Genomic DNA, 19,557 nt, shown 5'->3' with positions numbered 1-19,557 from the left:
GCAAGATGCGACGGCGTTGCAACCGGCATCCGCTTGGGGCGATTCCGGCCGCCGTGCTAGGCAGCGCCGGCATGCGCATCCTTTTCGTCACCGCCACCCGGATCGGCGATGCGGTCCTGACCACCGGGCTGCTCGACCATCTTCTGCGCGCCCATCCGGGCGCCCGCATCACGGTGGCCTGTGGCCCAGCCGCGGCCGGGGTCTTTGCCCGCATGCCGGGGCTGGAACGGCTGATCGTGGTGACGAAGAAGCGCTTCGAACTGCATTGGCTGGATCTTTGGTGGCAGGTGGCGCGCACCCGCTGGGATCTGGTGGTGGATCTGCGGGCCTCGGCGCTGGCCTGGATGGTGCCGGCGGGCCAGCGCCTGACCGGCAAGGGTGGCCGCCGGCCCGGGCACCGGCTGACCCATCTCGGCGCGCTGATGGGGCTGGCGCCGCCGCCGCTGCCCGTCGCCTGGACCGCACCGGCCGATGAGGCGCGCGCCGCCGCCCTGCTGCCGGGCGGGCCGTGGCTGGTGCTCGGGCCGACTGCCAACTGGTCCGAGAAGGTCTGGCCGGCGGAGCGCTTCATCCATGTGGCGCGGGCGCTGACCGCACCCGGCGGCGCGCTGGCGGGCGCGCGCATCGCCATCCTCGGCGGCCCGGGCACGATGGAGCGCGCGATGGCGGCCCCGCTGCTGGACGCCTTCCCGGATGCGGTCGATCTGGTCGGCAACCTGGCGCTGCCGGAGGTGGCGGCGGTGCTGCGCCGGGCGGCGCTGTTCCTCGGCAATGATTCGGGCCTGATGCACCTGGCCGCCGCCACCGGGGCGCCCACCATCGGGTTGTTCGGCCGCAGCAGCGCCGCCGAATACGGCCCCTGCGGCCAGCGCGCCGTGGCGGTGGAGGCCGATGGCCCGCGCTTCGAGGCACCGATGACCGCGCTGCCCGAATCGCGCGTGCTCGCGGCCGCGAACCGCCTGCTCGCCGCGCCGGTACCCGCGTGAGGGTCGCGCATGTCATGGCCGGCGCCGCGCAGGGTGGGGCGGAGGCCTTCTTCGAACGCCTGGTCCTCGCGCAGCATCGCACCGGCATGGAGGTGCTGGCGGTCATCCGGCGCGAACCCGGCCGCGCCGCAAGGCTGGCGGCGGGCGGGGTGACGCCCGTGCAGCTTGGCTTCGGCGGGCCGCTGGATTGGCTGACCGCCCCGCGGCTGCGTGCCGCGCTGCGCGGCTTCGGGCCGCAGGTGGTGGTGGCCTGGATGAACCGCGCCGCCGGTTTCGCCCGCGCCGCCAGCGACGCGCGCGATGGCTGGGCGATGACCGGGCGGCTCGGTGGCGCCTATGCGCTGAAGCACTACCGCGGCTGCGACCTGCTGGCCGCCAACACCCAGGGGCTGTGCGACTGGATCGCGCTTCAGGGCTGGCCGGCCGATCGGGTGCGTCTGGTGCCGAACTTCGCCGCCGACCTGGCCGACACGCCGCCCGCCACCCTGCCCTTCCCGCCAGGCGCGGTGCCCCTGCTGGCCATGGGCCGGCTGCACCCGAACAAGGATTTTTCCACATTGCTGCGCGCCATGGCGCTGCTGCCGCCGGCGGTTCATCTCGCCTTGGCCGGCGAGGGACCGGAGCGGGCGATGCTGGAGGCGCTGGTGCGGCAGCTCGGCCTCGGCGACCGCGTGGCCTTTCTCGGCTGGCGCCAGGATGTCGGCGCGCTGCTCGCCGCCTGTCGCCTGCTGGTGGTGCCGTCGCGCATCGAGCCGCTGGGCAATGTGGTGCTGGAAGGGTTTTCGGCCGCGCGCGCGGTGGTGGCGACCGCGGCGGACGGACCGCGGGAAGTGATGCGCCACGGCGAGACCGGCCTGCTGGTGCCGATCGGCGACCACGCCGCCCTGGCCGCCACCCTCGCACAGGTGCTGGACGACCCAGCACGGGCTGAGGCGCTGGCCACCGCCGGCCGCGCCGCCTTCCTGGCGCGGCATGCGGAAGCCCCGGTGCTGGCCGCCTGGGCACAGTTTCTCGGCGAAGCCGCCGCGCGAAAGGGACAGGCCTGATGTGCGGCATTGCCGGCCTCGCCCTGAAGCAGGGCCTGACGCCCGATCCCGCCATCCTGCACGCCATGCTCGCCGCGCTGGCGCATCGCGGGCCGGATGGGCAGGGCGTGCACATCGCGGACAATGTCGGGCTGGCGCATAACCGCCTGGCGATCATCGACCTGGCCACCGGCGACCAGCCGCTTTTCGCCGGCCCGACCACGCTGGTCGCCAATGGCGAGGTCTACAACTACCTGGAACTGCGGGAGGCGCATGCGCTGGTCTGCGCCACGGGATCGGATTGCGAACCGCCGCTGCACCTCTATCGCCGCGATGGCGCGGCGGCGACGGCGCTGGCGCTGCGCGGCATGTACGCCATGGCGCTGCATGACCGCGCCACGCGCCGCCTGGTGCTGACGCGCGACCCCTTCGGCATCAAGCCGATGTACCTGGCCGAGGTGCCGGGCGGCATCGCCTTCGCCTCGGAACCGCAGGCGCTGCTCGCCGCCGGGCTGGTGCGGCCGGTGGTGCGGGCGGAGGCGCGGGACGAACTGCTGCAGATCCAGTTCACCACCGGCGCCGAGACGATTTTTGCGGGCATCACCCGCGTGCTGCCGGGAGAAACGGTGGTGATCGCCGATGGCGCCATCGTCGAACGCCACCGTCGCGCCGCGCTGCCCGAGGGCGGCCCGGTGCCGGTGACGGAGGAGGACGCGCTGGCCCGCCTCGATGCTGCCTTCGAGGACAGCGTCCGCCTGCACCAGCGCAGCGACGTGCCCTATGGCCTGTTCCTGTCGGGCGGCATCGATTCCGGTGCCGTGCTGGCGATGATGGCCCGGCTGAACAGCCAGCCGGTGCGCGCCTTCACCGCCAGCTTCGACGTGCCGGGTGCCGCGGATGAACGCGCCGCGGCGGAAGCCGCCGCCAAGGCCCACGGCGCCATCCACACTACCATCACGGTGACCGAGGCCGAGGTCTGGCGCGAGTTGCCAAAAATCGTCGCGGCGATGGACGACCCGGCGGCGGATTACGCCATCATCCCCACCTGGTTCCTCGCCCGCCGGGCGCGGCAGGATGTGAAGGTGGTGCTGTCCGGCGAGGGCGGGGATGAGCTGTTCGGCGGCTATGGCCGCTACCGCAGCGCCATGCGGCCGCTCTGGCTGTGGGGCCGCCGGCCGCGCGCCACCGGCGCCTTCGACCATGTGAAGGATGTGCTGCGGGAAGCGCCGCGCGCCTGGCGGGACGGCATCGCCGCGGCCGAGGCCGCCACCGCCCTGCCCGGCCGCACCCGCCTGCAGGCCGCCCAGGCCGCCGATATCGCCGATTGGCTGCCGAATGACCTTCTGGCCAAGCTCGACCGCTGCCTGATGGCGCATGGGCTGGAAGGCCGCACGCCGTTCCTGGACCCGGAAGTCGCCGCCTGCGCCTTCCGACTGCCGGACAACCTGAAGGTGCGCCGCCGCACCGGCAAATGGCTTTTGCGCGCCTGGACCGCCCGGCATGTGCCGGGCGCGCAACCCTTCGCCGCCAAGCAGGGTTTTACGGTCCCCGTCGCTGCCTGGATTGGCGGCGTGGGGGAACGCCTCGGCCCGCTTGTGGCGGCGCAGCCGGGGGTGGCGGAGGTGGCGAAGCCCGACCGCGTGGCGGCGCTGTTCCGCCACGCCGGCGGCGACAAGCACCGCGGCTTCGCCGCCTGGCACCTGCTGTTTTACGCGCTGTGGCACCGTGCGCATGTGGAACGGCGGGATGTGGCGGGGGATGTGTGGCAGGTGCTGGGGGGGTGAGTGGGTGCCGCCGAATGCGGGGCGGAATGTCTCCTCTCGATCCAAATTGGACACCTGGAGATTGACATCAAACAACCGAAACCGGCGCTAGCCAGAGAGGTATTCGAGAACGGCCGCGACTGCTGCGTTCCGCATGCGTCGGGCGCGGACATCGCCTACATAGGACGCCTCTTTAAGCTTCTGCTCAGTCGCATTCAGAACATCCCCGATGGTGTGTAAGCTAAGCTCGAGAAGTTTCCCACGCTGCCACTCGGAAAGATCAAGAACCGAAATAGATTTCGCGAGCTGGCCGGCTAAGGCATATCCGCCGATCTGGGCCGGCGCTTTATCTACCTGCTCGACAAGAGATCTGTAATAAGCGTGATGAGCACCGAATTCGGTCATCCTCTTGGGGGTTAGGCCCCTAGCAATATCAAAAGCCGTCGACGCAGGAGCGGCCTCGAGCGAAAATAAACAACCTAGGTTCACAATGTACCGGGTCCCAATCTCGCCTCGACTCGCCTTGATTCCCGACGACTGTTCACTGAGGACTCCAGTATATGATAAAACTCTCAGCGCTTCCTTCACCGCGGCCGGTGCGTCGCGATGTATCCATAGATAGGCACTAGTATTTTTGTCGGCCGCCAAATATGATTCGTTTTTTGATTTTATGTCCGGCAGAACTTGACTTTCTATGAATTGCCTCCCCCAATCCGTCACCTCTCGATGTCCGGCATATTTTTCAGCAAGCACAGAATGCTCAGACCATATTTCGACCCGATAAAACTCCCTGACGGTTTCGTTAACCTGATTGGAATTAACCTTCGAGGCCGCAGCAAGCGTCTTCAAGAGAAGTCGAGGGTTTCCAGACGCCGCATACGCTAAAACTGCGAAATTACGACCATACTGAGCGATGTTTTTAAGGGTTGCGGCATCAGCCTGCTTCTCGACGATCTCACGCATGTTTTCTATGTAGTCTTGCGCAAGCACATCCCGATCAAGCGAAAGCATAGTAGCGTCATGAGCGGGTTGAAATGTATCCCCAAAACTCGTCACCCCTGGGTAGACAGCAGCATTACACGTCACACAATGGCTTCTGAGATCTCTAAATAGAGTGAAGAACTGACGCTGCTGCTCAGGCACGAAGATATGCGCGGCCTCATCGATCAAGAGAACGAATCTTTTTACATTTAGCTCGTCAGCTAAGTCCTCAAGCGCCTCCTTCAGCGCGTCAACGGGCGGCACCTGTGAACTATTAATCGTTGCCGTGGGGTCTCGCCACGAGTTTTCGTATGCCTCCGCCACGGATTCGATCGCCGTGAGATGAGCGTCCGTAACCTCACCTCCGGCAAGACGCTGAGCAGCTTTGGGAAGCGAGGTAAGCAGCCCCTGCTTTTGAAGTCCGCGAATGATCGCGGAGCTAATCTTAGCCAGCATCCAATGCTTGAAACGCTCCGGATCGCTGGATTGAAGCAACGAACTCCGGACAAAACTCAAATAGACAGGGAAAACACGCTCCCGATCAAAGACATCCACAAGTTCCTTTTGCGCCACCCGGAGGAGAAATGATTTTCCCACACCGCGGCTTCCTATCAGAATTGTCGGATTCCTGTTTTTGAGGGCATCCACAATGCGTCGATCATGTCGACTCTCGACGAAATACTGGCCCACCTCCTCGGGTCGAATATCTTCAGTTCTAAAAAAGAAATCAGCCATCTTGTCTTCCTATGAATAGGCCGCACGAACGGCGGGGAGGTGACCCAGATTCTCAGTCATGATGCTCTCTATTTGGTTACGTCTAGTGTTTTCGAGAAGCGCCAAATAGCGTCCCGCAAAGGCAAATATTATGCATATTCGTGCCGCCTTTACACGATCAGCCCAACCTCGGAGAAGGTCGGCATTATATTCTATCGGCCTTCCTATGCTGCCGTGTGTCTGCACATTTCCATGAACAAATTCGGAGCATTCTCTGTAAACCTTCAGCGCCACTACTTGGTACTGTTTTGCAGATGAAGAAAGTTCGGAATTAAAGGATCTGACGAAGAACGTCGAAAATATGCCGGTCTCCGGGTGGGTGATCTGCCCCCAGTTCACATCGCTATTCTCAGCCCCAGAAAGCCAATTTCGAAGTTTAATCTCGTGCGCAGAAAATAAGACCCCCGCGCTAAATAATTCGAAACACAAACGCAAACTGATGTGCGCGTGACGGTAACTTCCTCCGGCTGCTGCGTATAAAGAGAATTGAAATTCCTGAAGAGCGTGCTCGTACACGACGAGTTCCGGCCTATTGTTTACAGCACGCACTAGTGTCTCAAGTTCATTTGCAATGTTGTGGACGCTCGTGAATTCAGCAAGTTGATCGCTCTCGGCGGTCAGACTTTCCAACGCGGCTCCCGCCTGAGCGAACAAACCTCGGTAGTGATCCTCTAGGCCCATGCTCCCCCCATTGTCCCGTCACCAACCAAATCTTAATGCAAACTAGACTGCGCCTTTGGGCCTACCGTGTCACCCCTTGGGTGACAGGCTTCGCAAGCTCAGCTCTGTAGGGTCGGTCGGCAAAGCTTCACCGTTTCGTACCAAGCTCACTGTTACGACATGTCGCCGTAGCTTTTTGACAGCAGCTTGGCCGCTCCCACCCTTTCCGCCCTCCCGCCATCATCCGCAGACAGCCTTTACGTGGCTGGGCCGCGCGCCACCGGACGCTTATAGAAACCCCGACAGCAGAGGACAGCGCCGCCATGACCCAGACCTACGACCTCGTCCTGCGCAGCGGCACCGTGGTCCTGCCCTGGGGGATGGAGGCCACCGATGTGGGCGTCCGCGCCGGCCGCATCGCCGCGATCGGCGATCTGCGCACCGCCACGGCGGCGGAGACCATCGACTGCGCCGGCCTGCATGTGCTGCCCGGCCTGATCGACAGCCATGTGCATCTGCGCGAGCCGGGCGATGCGGCGGTGGAGACCATCGCCACGGGCACCAAGGCCGCGGTGCTCGGCGGGCTGACCACGGTGTTCGACATGCCCAACACCAACCCCTCCATCACGACGCGGGAGAGGCTGGACTGGAAGCGGGATTTCATCGCCGGCCGCGCCTGGTGCGACATGGGCTTCTATGTCGGCGCCGCGAAATCCAACATCGCCGAACTCGCGGCGCTCGAAGCCGAGCCGAATGTCTGCGGCGTGAAGGTCTTCGCCGGCAGCTCCACCGGCGACCTGCTGGTGGAGGATGATGCCAGCCTGGAGGCCGTGATGCGCAGCGGCCGGCGCCGCATCAGCTACCACTCCGAGGATGAATACCGCCTGCAGGCCCGCAAGGGCGCCTACACCACCGGCATGCCGCACCGGATGCATGCCGAATGGCGCGACGTGGAATGCGCCTTCCTCGGCACGCGGCGGTTGATGGCGATCGCGCGCAAGACCGGCCGGCCGGCGCATATCCTGCACGTCTCGACCGCCGAGGAACTGAACTACCTGAAGGATTTCCGCGACGTCTGCACGGTGGAGGTGCTGCTGAACCACCTTACCCAGACGGATGAGGTCTATGACCGCCTCGGCGGCTACGGCGTGATGAACCCGCCGATCCGCGACGCGCGCCACATGGCGGCGGCGTGGGAGGCGGTGGCGAATGGCACGGTGGACAGCGTGGGGTCGGACCACGCGCCGCATAGCCGGGCGTCGAAGGAAAAGCCCTGGCCGGAATGCGGCGCCGGGCTCACGGGCGTGCAGACGCTGGTGCCGGTGATGCTGGACCATGTCAGCGCCGGCCGGCTTTCCCTGCCGCGGCTGGTGGACCTGATGAATGCCGGGCCGGCGCGGGTCTTCGGCCTGGTCGGCAAGGGCCGCATGGCCGCCGGCTACGATGCCGATTTCACCGTCGTGGACATGAAGAAGACCCGCATCATCGAGGAAAGCTGGATCGCCTCCCCCTGCGGCTGGACGCCCTTCGCCGGGTATTCCTGCACCGGCTGGCCGGTGATGACCATCATCCGCGGCCAGGCGGTGATGCGCGACGATGCGGTGCTGGGCGAGCCCACCGGCGCCCCGGCCCGCTTCGCCCCCTGAGCGGGGGGCTGCTTCCATCAGCGGTTGAGGCGCCCCGTCGCGGCTGGTAGACGCCGGAAGGCGGGATGGGGAGGCGGTGATGGCGCAGCAGGACAAGGGTGTCGTGGATTGGGCGGCCCGGCTGCGTGCCTCACTGGCGCCGCGCCAGGGGTTGCTGGCGCCTGTGACCGAGGTCGTGGCGCAGCCCCCCCCCGGCGCGCAGACCAGAGACCCGACCGATGGCCATACCGATTGCCAGAACGGGGACCCGGCCCAGATCGGCGCGCAGGCCGCCACGGCGCCTGCGGCAGACGGCGCCCGGGCCCGGACGGCCGAGGCCCTGACGCCGGAGGTCGCGGACCCGGTGCCGCAGGCCCCGGCGCCGCAGGCCCCGGCGCCGCTGGCCAGGGACGCGCCGCCAGCGGGGCTCGGACCCCTGGCCGCATTGCTTTCCACCGCACCGCCCGCCCCGGCCCTGCCACCCCCGCTGCTGATGGCGCCCCCGGCCCCGCCGCCGGAGCTCGCTGCGCCGCAGCCCACGGCCGGCCTGCTGTCTTTCCTGGCCACCACCGCGCCGGCCCGGCCCGCGACCCCGATCTGGGCCAGCCCGCTGCTGGCATCGCTTGGCGGGAACCCCGCCGAGCCGGGCGAGCCCGGCCCCTCGGCGCCACCGCTGGCGGAAGGCACCCCGCCGCAGCCGGCCCCGCGGGAGACCGGCTTGCCGGCCACGGAGTGGGGCAAGACCGGCCTGCTGGCGGCACCGCCCGCCGCGGCAACCGATGCGCCTGCGCAGACCGCGGCCCCGGCATCGACGCCGCAGACCATTCTTTCCAGCCGGCCGGTCCTGAAGGCGGCGCCCGCATCCGCGACGGAACCGCCCCCGGCGCGCCCCGCGGCAACCGATGCGCCTTTGGCAAAGCCGGCCGCTGCGGCAACGGCGCCCCCGTCGCAGCCCAAGGCTGCCACGCCCCCCACCGAGAAGCCCCCCGCGCCGCCGCCCGCAGCGGCAGCGCCCCCTTCGCCGAAGCCGGTCGTGGCAGCGCCCCCCGCGCCGAAGCCGGCCGCGGCCGCGTCTCCCGCACCGAATCCGGCCCCGGCCGCGCCCCCTGCGCCGAAACCAGCCGCGGCAGCACCCTCCGCGCCGAAGCCCGCCGCGGCAGCGCCCCCTGCGCCGAATCCGGCCCCGGCCGCGCCCCCTGTGCCGAAACCAGCCGCGGCAGCGCCCCCTGCGCCGAATCCGGCCCCGGCCGCGCCCCCTGCGCCGAAACCAGCCGCGGCAGCGCCACCCGCGCCGAAGCCGGCCGTGGCAGCGTCCCCCGCACCGAATCCGGCCCCGGCAGCGCCCCCTGCGCCGAAACCGGCCGCGGCAGCACCCTCCGCACCGAACCCCACACCGGCATCGCCCCCCGCGCCGAAGCCGGCCGCGGCCGCGTCGCCTCCGCCAAACCCCACACCGGCAGCGCCCCCCGCGCCGAAACCCGCGGCTCCGAAGCCCGCGCCCGTGGCGGCGGCGGCGGAGGACCCGCTTGGTGCGGCGCAGGTGGCGGCAGCGCGGGAGGCGGTGTGCGGCACCGCCATGCCGGCCGGGGCGACCGAGGAAGGCGCCGAATGGGTTGGCCTCGCGCGCAGCCTGGACGGGGCACGGGACAGTTGGCGGGCGCTGTTCCTCGGCGCTGCGCAACCCGACCTGCCGCTCGCCGCGGCGCTGGCCAGCCGCCGGCGCGGGCTGACGCCAGTGCTGCACGCCACGGAATCCGACCCCGGCCGCTTTGGCCGGCTGCTCACCGCGCTGCAGACGGCGGGGCTGGACGGCGAGACCACGCTTCTGCAAGCCGCGGTCGGCTCGGACCCGGACAAGCTTCCGCCACGCGGCGCGCTGGCACAGGATCTGCTGACCCGGGAGGAAAGCTGGGACTACCTCCGCGTCGGCATCCCCCGCCTGCTGGTCGGCCTGACCTCCCGCGGGCTGCCGGCGCTGCAGGAAAGGGTGCGCTGGCTGATGCTGGCCCCGCTGAACCGCGCGGAGGAAAACGCCGCCATCAGGATGCTGTCCGAGAAGTGGCGACTGGTGGCGGAACGCCCGGCCGCGCTGCAACTGGCGGACCCCCGGGCCGCTTCGCGCCCGGGCATCCAGCTCTGGCGCGGCCCCCTGGCCTGAGGCCGCTCAGGGCGCCGGCGGGTCGGCCACCTGGCGGCCGGCATTGAAGGGGCGCGTGGTCCAGCAATCGGCGCTGCCGAGCGAACGGGTGCAATAGGCGGCCGGCGCCGGCGGGGTGGGCGGCGGGGCGCACCAGCCCTCGCGCCGCTCCAGCCGCACCACGGAACAGTCCCGCCCCGTCACCAGGCTCGCCACATGGTCCACCGGGGTTCGCCCGGTCAGCACCAGGGCGGCGCCGCTGGCCACCAGCACCGGTCCCGCCGCCGCCCCCATCGTCTGCTCGATCTGGCAACCGCCGAGCCCCAGAAGCAGGGGCGGCAGCAGCATCAACCGGCGGCGGCCGGGGCGGGCCGGATGCGCGATTCCGGGGTGAGGTGGCGGGGGCATGGGCGGGAGGCTAAGGTCCCGGGCTTAACGTGACCTGTACGGACCGCTATGGTCCGGCCCCCTGCGGACCGAAGGATTGCCCGTGCCCGATATCTTCGACGAGATCGAAGAGGATTTCCGCGCCGATCGCACCCGCCGCCTGGCCAAGCGCTGGGGCGGCGTCGCGCTCGGCGTGGCGCTGCTGGTGCTGGCCGCTTTCGGTGGCTGGCAGGCCTGGCGCTGGAATGATGAGCGGCAGGCCGCCACCGCCGCCGAGACCTACCTGGCCCTGCACCGCACCGCCGAAGCACGCGGGGCGGACCTGCCTGCGGTGGCGGAGGGGTTCAGCACGCTGGCGCAGTCCGCCCCGGATGGCTACCGCACCCTGGCCCGGTTGCGCGCCGCGGCGCTGAAGGCGGAGACCGGCGATATCCAGGCCGCGCTGGCGCTGTGGGACGCGGTGGCCCGCGACAGCGCGGCGGAGGCGCTGTACCGCGACCTCGCCGCGCTGCTGTATGTCGGCCACGGGCTTGAAACCGTGGACCCGGCGCAGCTCGCGGCACGCATCGGGCCGCTGACCCAGCCGGGCAATGCCTGGCAGGCCCCGGCGCGGGAGATGGCGGCGCTGGTGGCCATCCGCCGCGGCGATATGGCGGAGGCGCGGCAGCAATTGCAGGCGCTGGCCGCGGATACGGCGGCAACACCCGGGCTGCGCGAACGTGCGCAGCGGCTGGCGGCAGGGCTCGGCTCATGATGAAGAACATGGTTTCCCGCCGCGCCGCGCTGCTCGGGGCGGCCGCGTTGCTGCCGGGCTGCTCCAGCCTCGATGGGTTGATGGGCAGCCGCAAGGTGCCGCTGCCCGGCGAACGCCGCAGCGTGCTGAGCGCCGATCCGCCGCTCGCGGCCGATTCGGGAGCGGCGGGCACGGTTTCGCTGCCGCCGGCCTCGGCGCTGGCGGAATGGCCGCAGGCCGGTGGCCCGCCGAGCCATGCGCCGGGCCACGCCGAATTCACCGCGGAGCCGCGCCAGGCCTGGCGGGCCTCGATCGGCGGCGGCTCCGGCTACCGGTCCCAGCTGACCGCCGGGCCGATCATCGCCGGCGATACCGTCTATGCCGTCGATGCCTCCGGCCAGGTTTCCGCCTTCGCGCTGGCCGATGGCGGCCGCCGCTGGCGGGTGGAGACGACGCCGGAGAATGAGAGCGCCGGCACCGTCGGCGGCGGCGCCGCCTTCGCCGATGGCGTGCTGTATGTGGCGACCGGCATGGCGGAGGTGCTGGCCCTGTCGCCGGAGGATGGCGCGGTGCGCTGGCGTGTCCGCACGCCTTCCCCCACCCGCGGCGCGCCGACCGTCGCCGGCGGGCGGATCTTCGTGGTGACGCTGGAGAACCACCTGCTCGCCCTGTCCACGGAAGACGGGCGCCGGCTGTGGACGCATCGCGCCGGGGCGGCCAGCACCCTGCCGCTCGGCCTGCCCGCTCCGGCGGTGGAGGGCGAGGCCGTGGTGGCCGGTTTCGGCACCGGTGAGCTTGCCGCGGTGCGAACCTCCGACGGGCGGCTGCTGTGGTCCGAGGGGCTCGGCACCATCGGTGCCACCAGCCTGGCCGATATCGTCGGCATCACCGGCCTGCCGGTGATCGACCGCGGCCGCGTGCTGGCGGCGGGCATGGCGAACACCACCATCGCGGTGGACCTCCGCAGCGGCCGGCGGCTGTGGGAACGGACCTTCGGCGGCGGCACCGGCGTGGCTTCGGCCGGCGACTGGGTGTTCTCCGTCACCCGCGCCGGGGAAGCGGTGGCGGTGGGGCGGGAGGATGGCCGCATCCGCTGGGTCTCCGAGCTCGATCCCTCCCCGGCCGGCGGCCGGCGGGGGGAGGCGGCGCGCTTCGGCCCGCCGATCCTGGCCGGCGGCTTCGTGATGATCCCCTCCAGCCAGCGCGAATTGCTGCTGCTGGCGCCGGGCGATGGCAGCATCGCCGGCCGCGTGCCGCTATCCTCCGGCAGCACCCTGCCAGCCGCCCTGGCGCAGGGCACGATGGTGCTGCTGGGCGATGACGGGACGCTGATGGCGCTGCGGTAGGGCACGGCCCCGCCGCTCTCGCCCCACCTCTCGCCCCGCCGGGGGGAGAGGACCCTTTGGGGCGCCGGGGCGCCATGACGAGCGAGCGCGCGCAACTTGGCGCGTGCGGTGCTATGAGGAGGCCGGCCGCGCGCATCGCCTGGCCGGGACCTTTGGAATATCATGCAGACCGTCGCCATCCTCGGCCGGCCCAATGTGGGCAAATCCTCGCTGTTCAACCGCCTGGCCGGGCGGAAGATCGCGCTGGTGGACGACACCCCCGGCGTTACCCGTGACCGCAAGGAAGTCGAAGCCGAGATCGGTGGCATCCCCGTCCGGCTGATCGACACGGCCGGGCTGGAGGAAGCGGCGCCGGATACGCTGGCCGGGCGGATGACCGCGAGCAGCGAGGGCGCGCTGCGCCAGGCCGACCTGGTGCTGTTCGTGGTCGATGTCCGCACCGGGCTGACCGCGGCGGATCGCGCCTTTGCCCAATGGCTGCGCAAGGCGCCCTGCACGGTGCTGCTGGTGGCGAACAAGGCCGAGGGCCGGCTCGGCATGCAATCCGCCATGGAAGCCTACGAACTCGGCCTCGGCGACCCCATCGCGGTCTCCGCCGAACATGGCGACGGTTTTGGCAATCTGCATGACGAGGTGCGGGACCGCTTGCAGGCCGAACCGCGGCGGGGACGCGGCGAGGAACGGGAAAGGCCGCTGCGGCTGGCCATCCTGGGCCGCCCGAATGCCGGTAAATCCACCCTGCTGAACACGCTGGTCGGCGAGGAACGCATGATTACCGGGCCGGAGCCGGGGCTGACGCGGGATGCGATCAGCGTCGAATTCCGCGATGCCGAGGGGCCGATCCGGCTGGTCGATACCGCCGGCCTGCGCAAGAAGGCCCGCATCGAGAAGCATCTGGAGAAGATCTCCACCGAGGCCAGCATCGCCGCGCTGAAGGAGGCGGAGGTGGTGATCCTGGTGGTGGATGCCCTCCAGGGCATGGATGAACAGGACCTTCGCATCGGCCGGCTGGCGGAGCGCGAGGGCCGCGCCCTGGTGATCGCCTTCAACAAGTGGGACGCGGTGGAGGATCGCACCGCGACTCGCCGCAAGCTGGAGGACACGCTGACCGCCAGCTTCGCGCAGATGAAGGGCATCGCGGTGGTGCCGCTTTCGGCCGCCAATGGACGCGGGCTTGAGAAGCTGATGCCGACGGTCCGCACCGTCTATGAATTGTGGAACCGCCGCGTGCCGACCGGCGAGCTGAACCGCTGGTTCGAGATCATGAAGGACCGCCACCAGCCGCCGCTGGTGGAGGGCAAGCGCATCAAGCTGCGCTACGCCACCATGCCTAAGGCCCGCCCGCCCACCATCACCGTCTTCGGCACCCGCGCCGAGCAACTGCCCGAGGATTACCGCCGCTACCTGGTGAACAGCTTCCGGGAGAAGTTCGACATGCCGGGCGTGCCGATCCGCCTGCATCTGCGCGGCACGGAGAATCCCTACGGCGAGGAGGATTGACCCTCCCCGCCTCGGCGTTCACCCGCCGAGGAAATCGCGGATCGCGGCGTCGTACTGCTCATCCCGCTGCCAGCGCCTGGTCGCCGCCGCATCCGGCAACCCGCGCAGATCCTTGGGTGCGGTGCCCTCGCGCAGCGCCTTCAGCGTGTCATGCACCGCCTGCATCGCCGCCGGGAAGGTGGCATGGCCCTGCAAGGCCACCCGCACCCCATGCGCCGCGAAGGAAGCAGCCCCGCCGAGGCCGGGCTTCGCATTGCCCAGGATGACCGGCAGCCCCGTCGCCTCCCGCAGCGCATCGAGCTGGGCGAGGTCCGTCAGACCCGTGATGAAGATGCCGTCGGCGCCCGCCTCGGCATAGGCGCGGGCGCGGGCCACGGCATCCTCCGTCGAGGTCACCGACAGGGCGGAGGTGCGGGCGATGATGACCAGGGAAGGATCGACCCGCGCGGCCAGCGCCGCGCGGATCTTGCCCAGCCCCTCCGCCAGCGGCAGCAGCGCGGGCTTGTCGGGGCCATAGGGGCGCGGCAGCAGCGTATCCTCGATGGTCAGGGCGGCGACGCCGGCTGCCTCCAGTTCCTCCACCGTCCGCATCACGGACAGCGCATTGCCGTAGCCGTGGTCGGCATCGACGATCAGCGGCGGCGCGCCGCCGCGGGTGATGCGGCGGATCAGGTCGGCGAATTCGGTCAGCGTCAGGATGATGTGGTCCGGCGCGCCGAGCACGGCGAGCGAGGCGACGGAGCCGCCGAGGATGGCCGTCTCGAAGCCGAGATCGGCGGCGATGCGGCCGGAAATGGCGTCGAAGACGCTGGCCGGATGCACGCAGGCGGTGCCGGAAAGCACCGCCCGGAAGGCCTGTCGCCGCTCAGTCGCATTCATTGATAAGGGTCCCGTCCGCGTCCAGCGGCGCAGGGTAGCGCGCCGCCGGGTGGCTGACAGCCCACCCGGCGGCGCCTCTCCCGCCCGACCCGCCGATAGCGGCGCTGGGCGGCGTTCGGTCAGCCCTGGCCGGCGAGCGGCAGCGCCACGAAGGCGTTGCCCGATTCGCGGGAGAGCTGCAGGGCGATGGCCGGCCGGCCCTCACGCCGCGCCGCGGCCACCGCCTCCATCACATCGCGCGGGCTGCTGACCTCGCGGCCACCGGCGCGCAGGATGATGTCGCCGGGGCGCACGCCGCGGGTGGCGGCGACGCTGCCGGGATCGACACCGGCCACCTGCACGCCCTGCGCTTCAGCCCCAGCCGGGGCCTTGCTGTTGGGCAGGGCGCGCTGCGCGGGGGCCAGGCGCAGGCCGAGCGAATCGGGGCGCTCGGCCTCGGTCTGCGCTTCCGCCTGCTGCTGCGGCTGCTCGCGCAGGCCGATGGTCACCGCCTGTTCGGTGCGTGCGCCATCGCGCAGCAGGGCGAAGGTGGCGCGGCTTTCGGGCTCCAGCTCCGCCACCGCGATCGCCAGCTCGCGCGGCGTGGCGATCTCCCGGCCTTGCAGGCCCACCACCACGTCGCCGGGGCGCAGGCCGGCGCGGGCGGCAGGGCTGTTCGGCTCCACGCCCGCCACCAGCGCGCCACGCTGGTTCGGCAGGCCCAGGGCGGCGGCCAGTTCGGCGTCGATCGGCTGCATCGCCACGCCGAGCCAGCCGCGCGCCACCACGCCATCCCGCTGCAGGTCCGCGATCACGTTGCGCGCCATGCGGGACGGCACGGCGAAGCCGATGCCGACATTGCCGCCGCCGGGCGCGTAGATGGCGGTGTTGATGCCCACCACCTCCCCATTGCCGTTGAACAGCGGGCCGCCGGAATTGCCGGGGTTGATCGGCGCATCGGTCTGGATGAAGTCGTCATACGGCCCGGCACCGATCTGCCGGCCGCGGGCGGAGACGATGCCCGCCGTCACCGACCCGCCGAGGCCGAAGGGGTTGCCCATGGCCACCACCCAGTCACCCACGCGCGTCGCATCGCTGTCGCCCCAGACCAGCGTCGGCAGCGGGGACCCGGCCTCCACCTTCAGCAGCGCCAGGTCGGTCTGCTGGTCGCGGCCGACCACGCGCGCCGGCAATTCGCGGCCATCGGCGAGTTCCACGCGCACGCTGGCGGCATCGCCCACCACATGGTTGTTGGTGACGATGTAGCCGGCGGCATCGATGATGAAGCCGCTGCCCTGGCCCATGCGGGCGCGGCCCTGCGGCGGCTGGCCCTGCGGCGGCTGGCCGGGGCGCTGGCCCTGGCGTGCATCAGGCCGCGCGCCGGGGCGCTGCTGTTCCTGGAAGCGGCGGAAGAAGGGCTCCAGCGGGGTGCCGCGCAGTTCGGGCGGAATCTCCGCCACCGCCGCGGCCGGGGCCTGGCCGGTCACGGATACCCGCACCACGGCGGGCGCCACGCGGGCGGCAAGGTCGGCAAAGCCCACCGGGCCGGCCTGGCGCGGCAGGGTGATGGCGGTATCCGGCGTCGTCTGGCCCGGCGTCGTCTGCGCCTGGCCGGTGAAGGGCAGCACGGTCAGCGCGCTGGTGCCGAGCGCAAGGGACAGCAGGCCCGCGGCCAGCATGGTCCGGCTGCGCGGGGTGGTCTTCGGGGTGTTGCTCATGGCGTGGTCCTCTGCGATGCGGGATCGGTCCGTGGTGGTGATCTGGGGGGGCTGGCTCACAGGCGCCTCGCGGCCGGGCTACGGATTGGTAAGGTTGAAGGAGCAGCCGCCTTGCGGATCCTGCTGGTGGAGGATGATGCCGGCACCGCCGCGGAAATCGCGCGCGGGCTGACCGGCGCCGGGCATCTGGTGAACCATGTGGCGGATGGCCGCGCCGGGCTGATGGAGGCGATCGGCGGCGGCCATGACGTGCTGGTGGTGGACCGCATGCTGCCGGGCCTCGATGGGCTGGGGCTGGTGCGCGCCCTGCGCGGCGCGGGAATCGCCACCCCTGTCCTGATGCTGACCGCCCGCGCCGGGTTGGGTGACCGGGTGGAGGGGCTGGATTCCGGCGCCGATGACTATCTGGCCAAACCCTTCGCCTTCGCGGAGCTTCTGGCGCGGGTGCATGCGCTCGGCCGCCGCCCGGCGCTCAATGCGGAGCCCAGCCTGTTGCGGGTGGCCGATCTGGAGATGGACCTGCTGCGCCGCAGCGTGACCCGCGCCGGCCAGCGGATCGACCTGCAACCGCGGGAATTCCGGCTGCTGGAGGTGCTGCTGCGCCAGGCCGGGCGGGTGGTGACGCGCAACATGCTGCTGGAACAGGTGTGGGACATCCATTTCGACCCGCGCACCAGCGTGGTCGAGACCCATATCAGCCGCCTGCGCGCAAAGCTGGGGGAGCCGAGCCTGATCCATACCCTGCGCGGCGCCGGCTATGTGGCGCGGCCACCCGATGGGGCATGATGTGATGCCGGGCGAAAAGCCCGCCCGCTGGTGGGCCACCACCGGCTTCCGCATCACCCTGCTGCACCTGGTGCTGACGCTGCTGGGCACGGTGCTGCTGGCAGGCATCGGCTTCTGGGCGTCCTCCCGCTTCGCGGGCCAGCAGATCCAGGCGGAGATCGAGCGCGATGCCGGGGTGCTGCTGAATGCCGGCAGGCTCGGCGGGGCGGCCTCCATCGCGCTGTCGATCGAGGCGCGGATAGCTGCCGACCGCAGCGGAACGCAATATTTCCTGCTGTCGGGGCCGGATGGCGGGCGGATCGCGGGCAACCTCTCCACCGCCCCGCGCAGCGCCGGCTGGGCGACCATGGGCCTCGATGCCGCGACGCAGGACAGCGTGCTGCTGGCGCTCGGCACGCCGCTGCCGGCCGGGCATTTCCTGCTGGTCGGCCGCGACCTGGCGCCGGTGCGGGAGCTGGAGGCGCAACTGCTCGGCGCCGCCGGCTGGGTGGGGGGCGCGGCGCTGCTGCTGGCGCTGGGCGGTGGGCTGGTGGTGGGGCGCAGCGTGGTGCGCCGCGCGGCGGAGATGGAGCGCGCCTTGGCGGAGGTGGAGCAGGGCCGGCTCGGCACCCGCCTGCTGGCGCGGCCCGGCGGCGACGAATTCGACCGGCTGGCCCGGCGCGTGAACGCCACGCTGGACCGGCTGGAAGGCACCATGGCCGCGCTGCGCCAGGTGACGGATGACATCGCGCATGACCTGCGCACCCCGCTGACCCGGCTGCGCCAAAGGCTGGAAGCGCTGGAGGGGCCGGAGGCGGAGGCGGCGGTGGCCGAATGCGACCGCATCCTGGAAATTTTCGCGGCCCTGCTGCGCATCGCCCAGATCGAAAGCGGCGCAAGGCGGGCCGCGTTTTCGCATGTCGACCTGAATGCGGTGATGGAGACGGTGGCGGAGCTTTACGCGAGCGCCGCCGCCGAACGCGGGCAGGTGCTGGAAACGGCGCTGGCGCCCGGCGTGACCATGCAGGGCGACCGCGACCTGCTGACGCAGATGCTGGCCAATCTGGTGGAGAACGCCATCCGCCATGGGCGGGAAGGTGGCCGCGTTTCGCTGGCGCTGCGGCCCGGCCCCGAGATCATCGTGGCGGATGACGGGCCGGGCATTCCGGATGCCGAAAAATCGCTGGTGTTCCGCCGCTTCCACCGGCTGGACGCCGCCCGCAGCACCCAGGGTGCCGGCCTCGGCCTGGCGCTGGTGGCGGCGGTGGCGGAGCTGCACGGGCTGGCGGTGACGCTGGAGGATGCCAGCGCCACATCGCCCCCGGGCTTGCGGGTGCGGCTGAAAGCGTAGGCTACGCCGCGACCTTGGGCAGGATGCGCCACTTGGCCTCGGCCCAGTCGAAATACAGCGTCCGCGCCTTCTGACACATCGGCCCGGGCTGCATGGCGCGGCCCTGCCAGTTCGAGCAGGGCAGCACCTTGCCGTAATTGCCGGTCGAGAAGATCTCGTCCGCCGTCTCCAATTCCTCCGGCTTCACGGCGCGTTCCTCGACCGTCACGCCCGCTTCGCGGAGCAGGGTGATGACGCGGTGGCGGGTGATGCCGGCCAGGAAGGTGCCGTTCTCGGCCGGGGTGATGACCTTGCCATCCTTGGCGAACATCAGGTTGGCATGGGCGAATTCCGCGACATGGCCGATCGGGTCGCAGACCACCGCCGCCTCGAAGCCCTTCGCATGCGCGAAGGCGGAGGCGCGGGACCCGTTGGGATAGAGGCAGGCGGCCTTGGCGTCGGTGGGCGCCTGGTCTGGCGCTGGGCGGCGCTGCGGCGCCAGGCAGGCGGAGAAGCCTTTGTAGTCCGGCAGCGGCGCGTCGTAGATCGCCAGGATGAAATCCGTGCTGTCCGGGTCCGGCCGCGCCGCGCCCAGGCCGCGGCGGATGAAGAACATCGGGCGGATATACAGCTCCGCCTGCGGGCCCATGCGGCTTATGCCCTCGCGGCACAGTTCCTCGATCTCGGCCGGGGTCTTGGTCGGCTTCATCAGCATGTTGCGGGCGGATTGCACGGCGCGGGCGCAATGCAGGTCGAGGTCCGGCGCCACGCCGCCGAAGGACCGGCCACCATCGAAGATCACGCTGCCGAGCCAGAAGGCGTGGTCCATCGGGCCGATGATCTTCGGCTCCTCGGTCGACCAGTTGCCGGCATACCAGTAGACGCCCGCCATGGTGGCAGCCCCCTCTTTCCGTGTTTGCGCCGCCTTGAATGGCACGTTGTTGGGGGCGGTTGAAGGGGGCGGTCCGG

16 protein-coding genes are annotated in these 19,557 nt (G+C 70.4%); 10 read left to right on the top strand and 6 right to left on the bottom strand.

The features are described from left to right. Positions 1 to 71: 71 nt before the first annotated feature. From Q8S40_RS05165 to asnB, 3 genes are read left to right on the top strand one after another with little or no spacing between them, the layout of a single operon-like run. Positions 72 to 986 carry a glycosyltransferase family 9 protein gene (locus Q8S40_RS05165; protein WP_305669544.1) on the top strand — a complete coding sequence of 305 codons (915 nt, stop codon included), beginning with the start codon at positions 72 to 74 and terminating at the stop codon, positions 984 to 986. 14 nt (positions 987 to 1,000) lie between these two features. Next, positions 1,001 to 2,032 (top strand): glycosyltransferase, encoded by a 1,032-nt coding sequence (locus Q8S40_RS05160; RefSeq protein WP_305669553.1) that lies wholly within the window; start codon positions 1,001 to 1,003, stop codon positions 2,030 to 2,032. After that, a complete protein-coding gene (asnB, locus tag Q8S40_RS05155) occupies positions 2,032 to 3,795 on the top strand; it encodes an asparagine synthase (glutamine-hydrolyzing) (RefSeq protein ID WP_304814095.1) in 1,764 nt (587 codons plus the stop codon). The genes Q8S40_RS05160 and asnB overlap by 1 nt, the downstream gene beginning before the upstream one ends. An 87-nt stretch (positions 3,796 to 3,882) precedes the next feature. On the opposite strand, the gene Q8S40_RS05150 is transcribed toward asnB, so the two are convergent. Together Q8S40_RS05150 and Q8S40_RS05145 are read right to left on the bottom strand one after the other, a co-directional pair. Further along, positions 3,883 to 5,490 (bottom strand): hypothetical protein, encoded by a 1,608-nt coding sequence (locus Q8S40_RS05150; RefSeq protein WP_305669543.1) that lies wholly within the window; start codon positions 5,488 to 5,490, stop codon positions 3,883 to 3,885. Between the two features lie 9 nt (positions 5,491 to 5,499). Further along, on the bottom strand, positions 5,500 to 6,159 hold the full coding sequence (locus Q8S40_RS05145) for a hypothetical protein (RefSeq protein ID WP_305669542.1): 660 nt from the start codon (positions 6,157 to 6,159) through the stop codon (positions 5,500 to 5,502). 353 nt (positions 6,160 to 6,512) lie between these two features. On the opposite strand from Q8S40_RS05145, the gene Q8S40_RS05140 reads away from it, so the two are divergent. Continuing rightward, positions 6,513 to 7,835: a dihydroorotase gene (locus Q8S40_RS05140; RefSeq protein ID WP_305669541.1), complete on the top strand. Its 1,323-nt coding sequence runs from the start codon at positions 6,513 to 6,515 to the stop codon at positions 7,833 to 7,835. Positions 7,836 to 9,315: 1,480 nt separating this feature from the next. Then, on the top strand, positions 9,316 to 9,972 hold the full coding sequence (locus tag Q8S40_RS05135; protein ID WP_305669540.1) for a hypothetical protein: 657 nt from the start codon (positions 9,316 to 9,318) through the stop codon (positions 9,970 to 9,972). A gap of 6 nt (positions 9,973 to 9,978) precedes the next feature. Here the strand turns inward: Q8S40_RS05135 and Q8S40_RS05130 are convergent, their stop codons facing one another. Further along, the gene (locus Q8S40_RS05130; RefSeq protein WP_305669539.1) at positions 9,979 to 10,299 is read right to left on the bottom strand and encodes a hypothetical protein; all 321 of its coding nucleotides are present in this window, start codon (positions 10,297 to 10,299) and stop codon (positions 9,979 to 9,981) included. A gap of 142 nt (positions 10,300 to 10,441) precedes the next feature. Here Q8S40_RS05130 and Q8S40_RS05125 point away from each other — a divergent pair, with 142 nt between their 5' ends. From Q8S40_RS05125 to der, 3 genes are all read left to right on the top strand, one after another. Further along, positions 10,442 to 11,092, top strand: a complete 651-nt coding sequence (locus tag Q8S40_RS05125; protein WP_304813439.1) for a tetratricopeptide repeat protein — start codon at positions 10,442 to 10,444, stop codon at positions 11,090 to 11,092. Positions 11,093 to 11,100: 8 nt separating this feature from the next. Beyond that, a complete protein-coding gene (locus tag Q8S40_RS05120) occupies positions 11,101 to 12,417 on the top strand; it encodes a PQQ-binding-like beta-propeller repeat protein (protein ID WP_305669538.1) in 1,317 nt (438 codons plus the stop codon). Between the two features lie 162 nt (positions 12,418 to 12,579). Then, on the top strand, positions 12,580 to 13,917 hold the full coding sequence (der, locus tag Q8S40_RS05115; protein WP_304813436.1) for a ribosome biogenesis GTPase Der: 1,338 nt from the start codon (positions 12,580 to 12,582) through the stop codon (positions 13,915 to 13,917). A gap of 18 nt (positions 13,918 to 13,935) precedes the next feature. Here der and Q8S40_RS05110 read toward each other — a convergent pair whose 3' ends face one another. Then, positions 13,936 to 14,796, bottom strand: coding sequence for an oxaloacetate decarboxylase (locus Q8S40_RS05110; protein ID WP_305669537.1), 861 nt, complete (start codon positions 14,794 to 14,796; stop codon positions 13,936 to 13,938). Positions 14,797 to 14,915: 119 nt separating this feature from the next. Continuing rightward, complete coding sequence (locus Q8S40_RS05105; protein ID WP_305669536.1) at positions 14,916 to 16,493, bottom strand: Do family serine endopeptidase; 1,578 nt, start codon at positions 16,491 to 16,493, stop codon at positions 14,916 to 14,918. A 111-nt stretch (positions 16,494 to 16,604) separates the two neighbouring features. Here Q8S40_RS05105 and Q8S40_RS05100 point away from each other — a divergent pair, with 111 nt between their 5' ends. Then, complete coding sequence (locus tag Q8S40_RS05100; RefSeq protein ID WP_304813431.1) at positions 16,605 to 17,279, top strand: response regulator transcription factor; 675 nt, start codon at positions 16,605 to 16,607, stop codon at positions 17,277 to 17,279. Beyond that, positions 17,269 to 18,609, top strand: coding sequence for a HAMP domain-containing sensor histidine kinase (locus Q8S40_RS05095; protein WP_305669535.1), 1,341 nt, complete (start codon positions 17,269 to 17,271; stop codon positions 18,607 to 18,609). The genes Q8S40_RS05100 and Q8S40_RS05095 overlap by 11 nt, the downstream gene beginning before the upstream one ends. A gap of 1 nt (position 18,610) precedes the next feature. Here Q8S40_RS05095 and Q8S40_RS05090 read toward each other — a convergent pair whose 3' ends face one another. Then, positions 18,611 to 19,480 carry a branched-chain amino acid aminotransferase gene (locus tag Q8S40_RS05090; RefSeq protein WP_305669534.1) on the bottom strand — a complete coding sequence of 290 codons (870 nt, stop codon included), beginning with the start codon at positions 19,478 to 19,480 and terminating at the stop codon, positions 18,611 to 18,613. Positions 19,481 to 19,557: the final 77 nt, after the last annotated feature.

This window comes from Falsiroseomonas sp. (assembly GCF_030695085.1).
Lineage (GTDB): Bacteria > Pseudomonadota > Alphaproteobacteria > Acetobacterales > Acetobacteraceae > Falsiroseomonas.
This window is presented reverse-complemented; position numbering and strand designations above follow the sequence as displayed.

Bases quoted from the DNA above. Each gene is read 5' to 3' on its own strand.
- Q8S40_RS05095 (WP_305669535.1), top strand. From the start codon at position 17,269: ATGGGGCATGATGTGATGCCGGGCGAAAAGCCCGCCCGCTGGTGGGCC.
- Q8S40_RS05160 (WP_305669553.1), top strand. From the start codon at position 1,001: ATGGCCGGCGCCGCGCAGGGTGGGGCGGAGGCCTTCTTCGAACGCCTG.
- Q8S40_RS05105 (WP_305669536.1), bottom strand. From the start codon at position 16,493: ATGAGCAACACCCCGAAGACCACCCCGCGCAGCCGGACCATGCTGGCC.
- asnB (WP_304814095.1), top strand. From the start codon at position 2,032: ATGTGCGGCATTGCCGGCCTCGCCCTGAAGCAGGGCCTGACGCCCGAT.
- Q8S40_RS05090 (WP_305669534.1), bottom strand. From the start codon at position 19,480: ATGGCGGGCGTCTACTGGTATGCCGGCAACTGGTCGACCGAGGAGCCG.
- Q8S40_RS05120 (WP_305669538.1), top strand. From the start codon at position 11,101: ATGGTTTCCCGCCGCGCCGCGCTGCTCGGGGCGGCCGCGTTGCTGCCG.
- Q8S40_RS05130 (WP_305669539.1), bottom strand. From the start codon at position 10,299: ATGCTGCTGCCGCCCCTGCTTCTGGGGCTCGGCGGTTGCCAGATCGAG.
- Q8S40_RS05150 (WP_305669543.1), bottom strand. From the start codon at position 5,490: ATGGCTGATTTCTTTTTTAGAACTGAAGATATTCGACCCGAGGAGGTG.
- Q8S40_RS05140 (WP_305669541.1), top strand. From the start codon at position 6,513: ATGACCCAGACCTACGACCTCGTCCTGCGCAGCGGCACCGTGGTCCTG.
- Q8S40_RS05110 (WP_305669537.1), bottom strand. From the start codon at position 14,796: ATGAATGCGACTGAGCGGCGACAGGCCTTCCGGGCGGTGCTTTCCGGC.
- der (WP_304813436.1), top strand. From the start codon at position 12,580: ATGCAGACCGTCGCCATCCTCGGCCGGCCCAATGTGGGCAAATCCTCG.
- Q8S40_RS05165 (WP_305669544.1), top strand. From the start codon at position 72: ATGCGCATCCTTTTCGTCACCGCCACCCGGATCGGCGATGCGGTCCTG.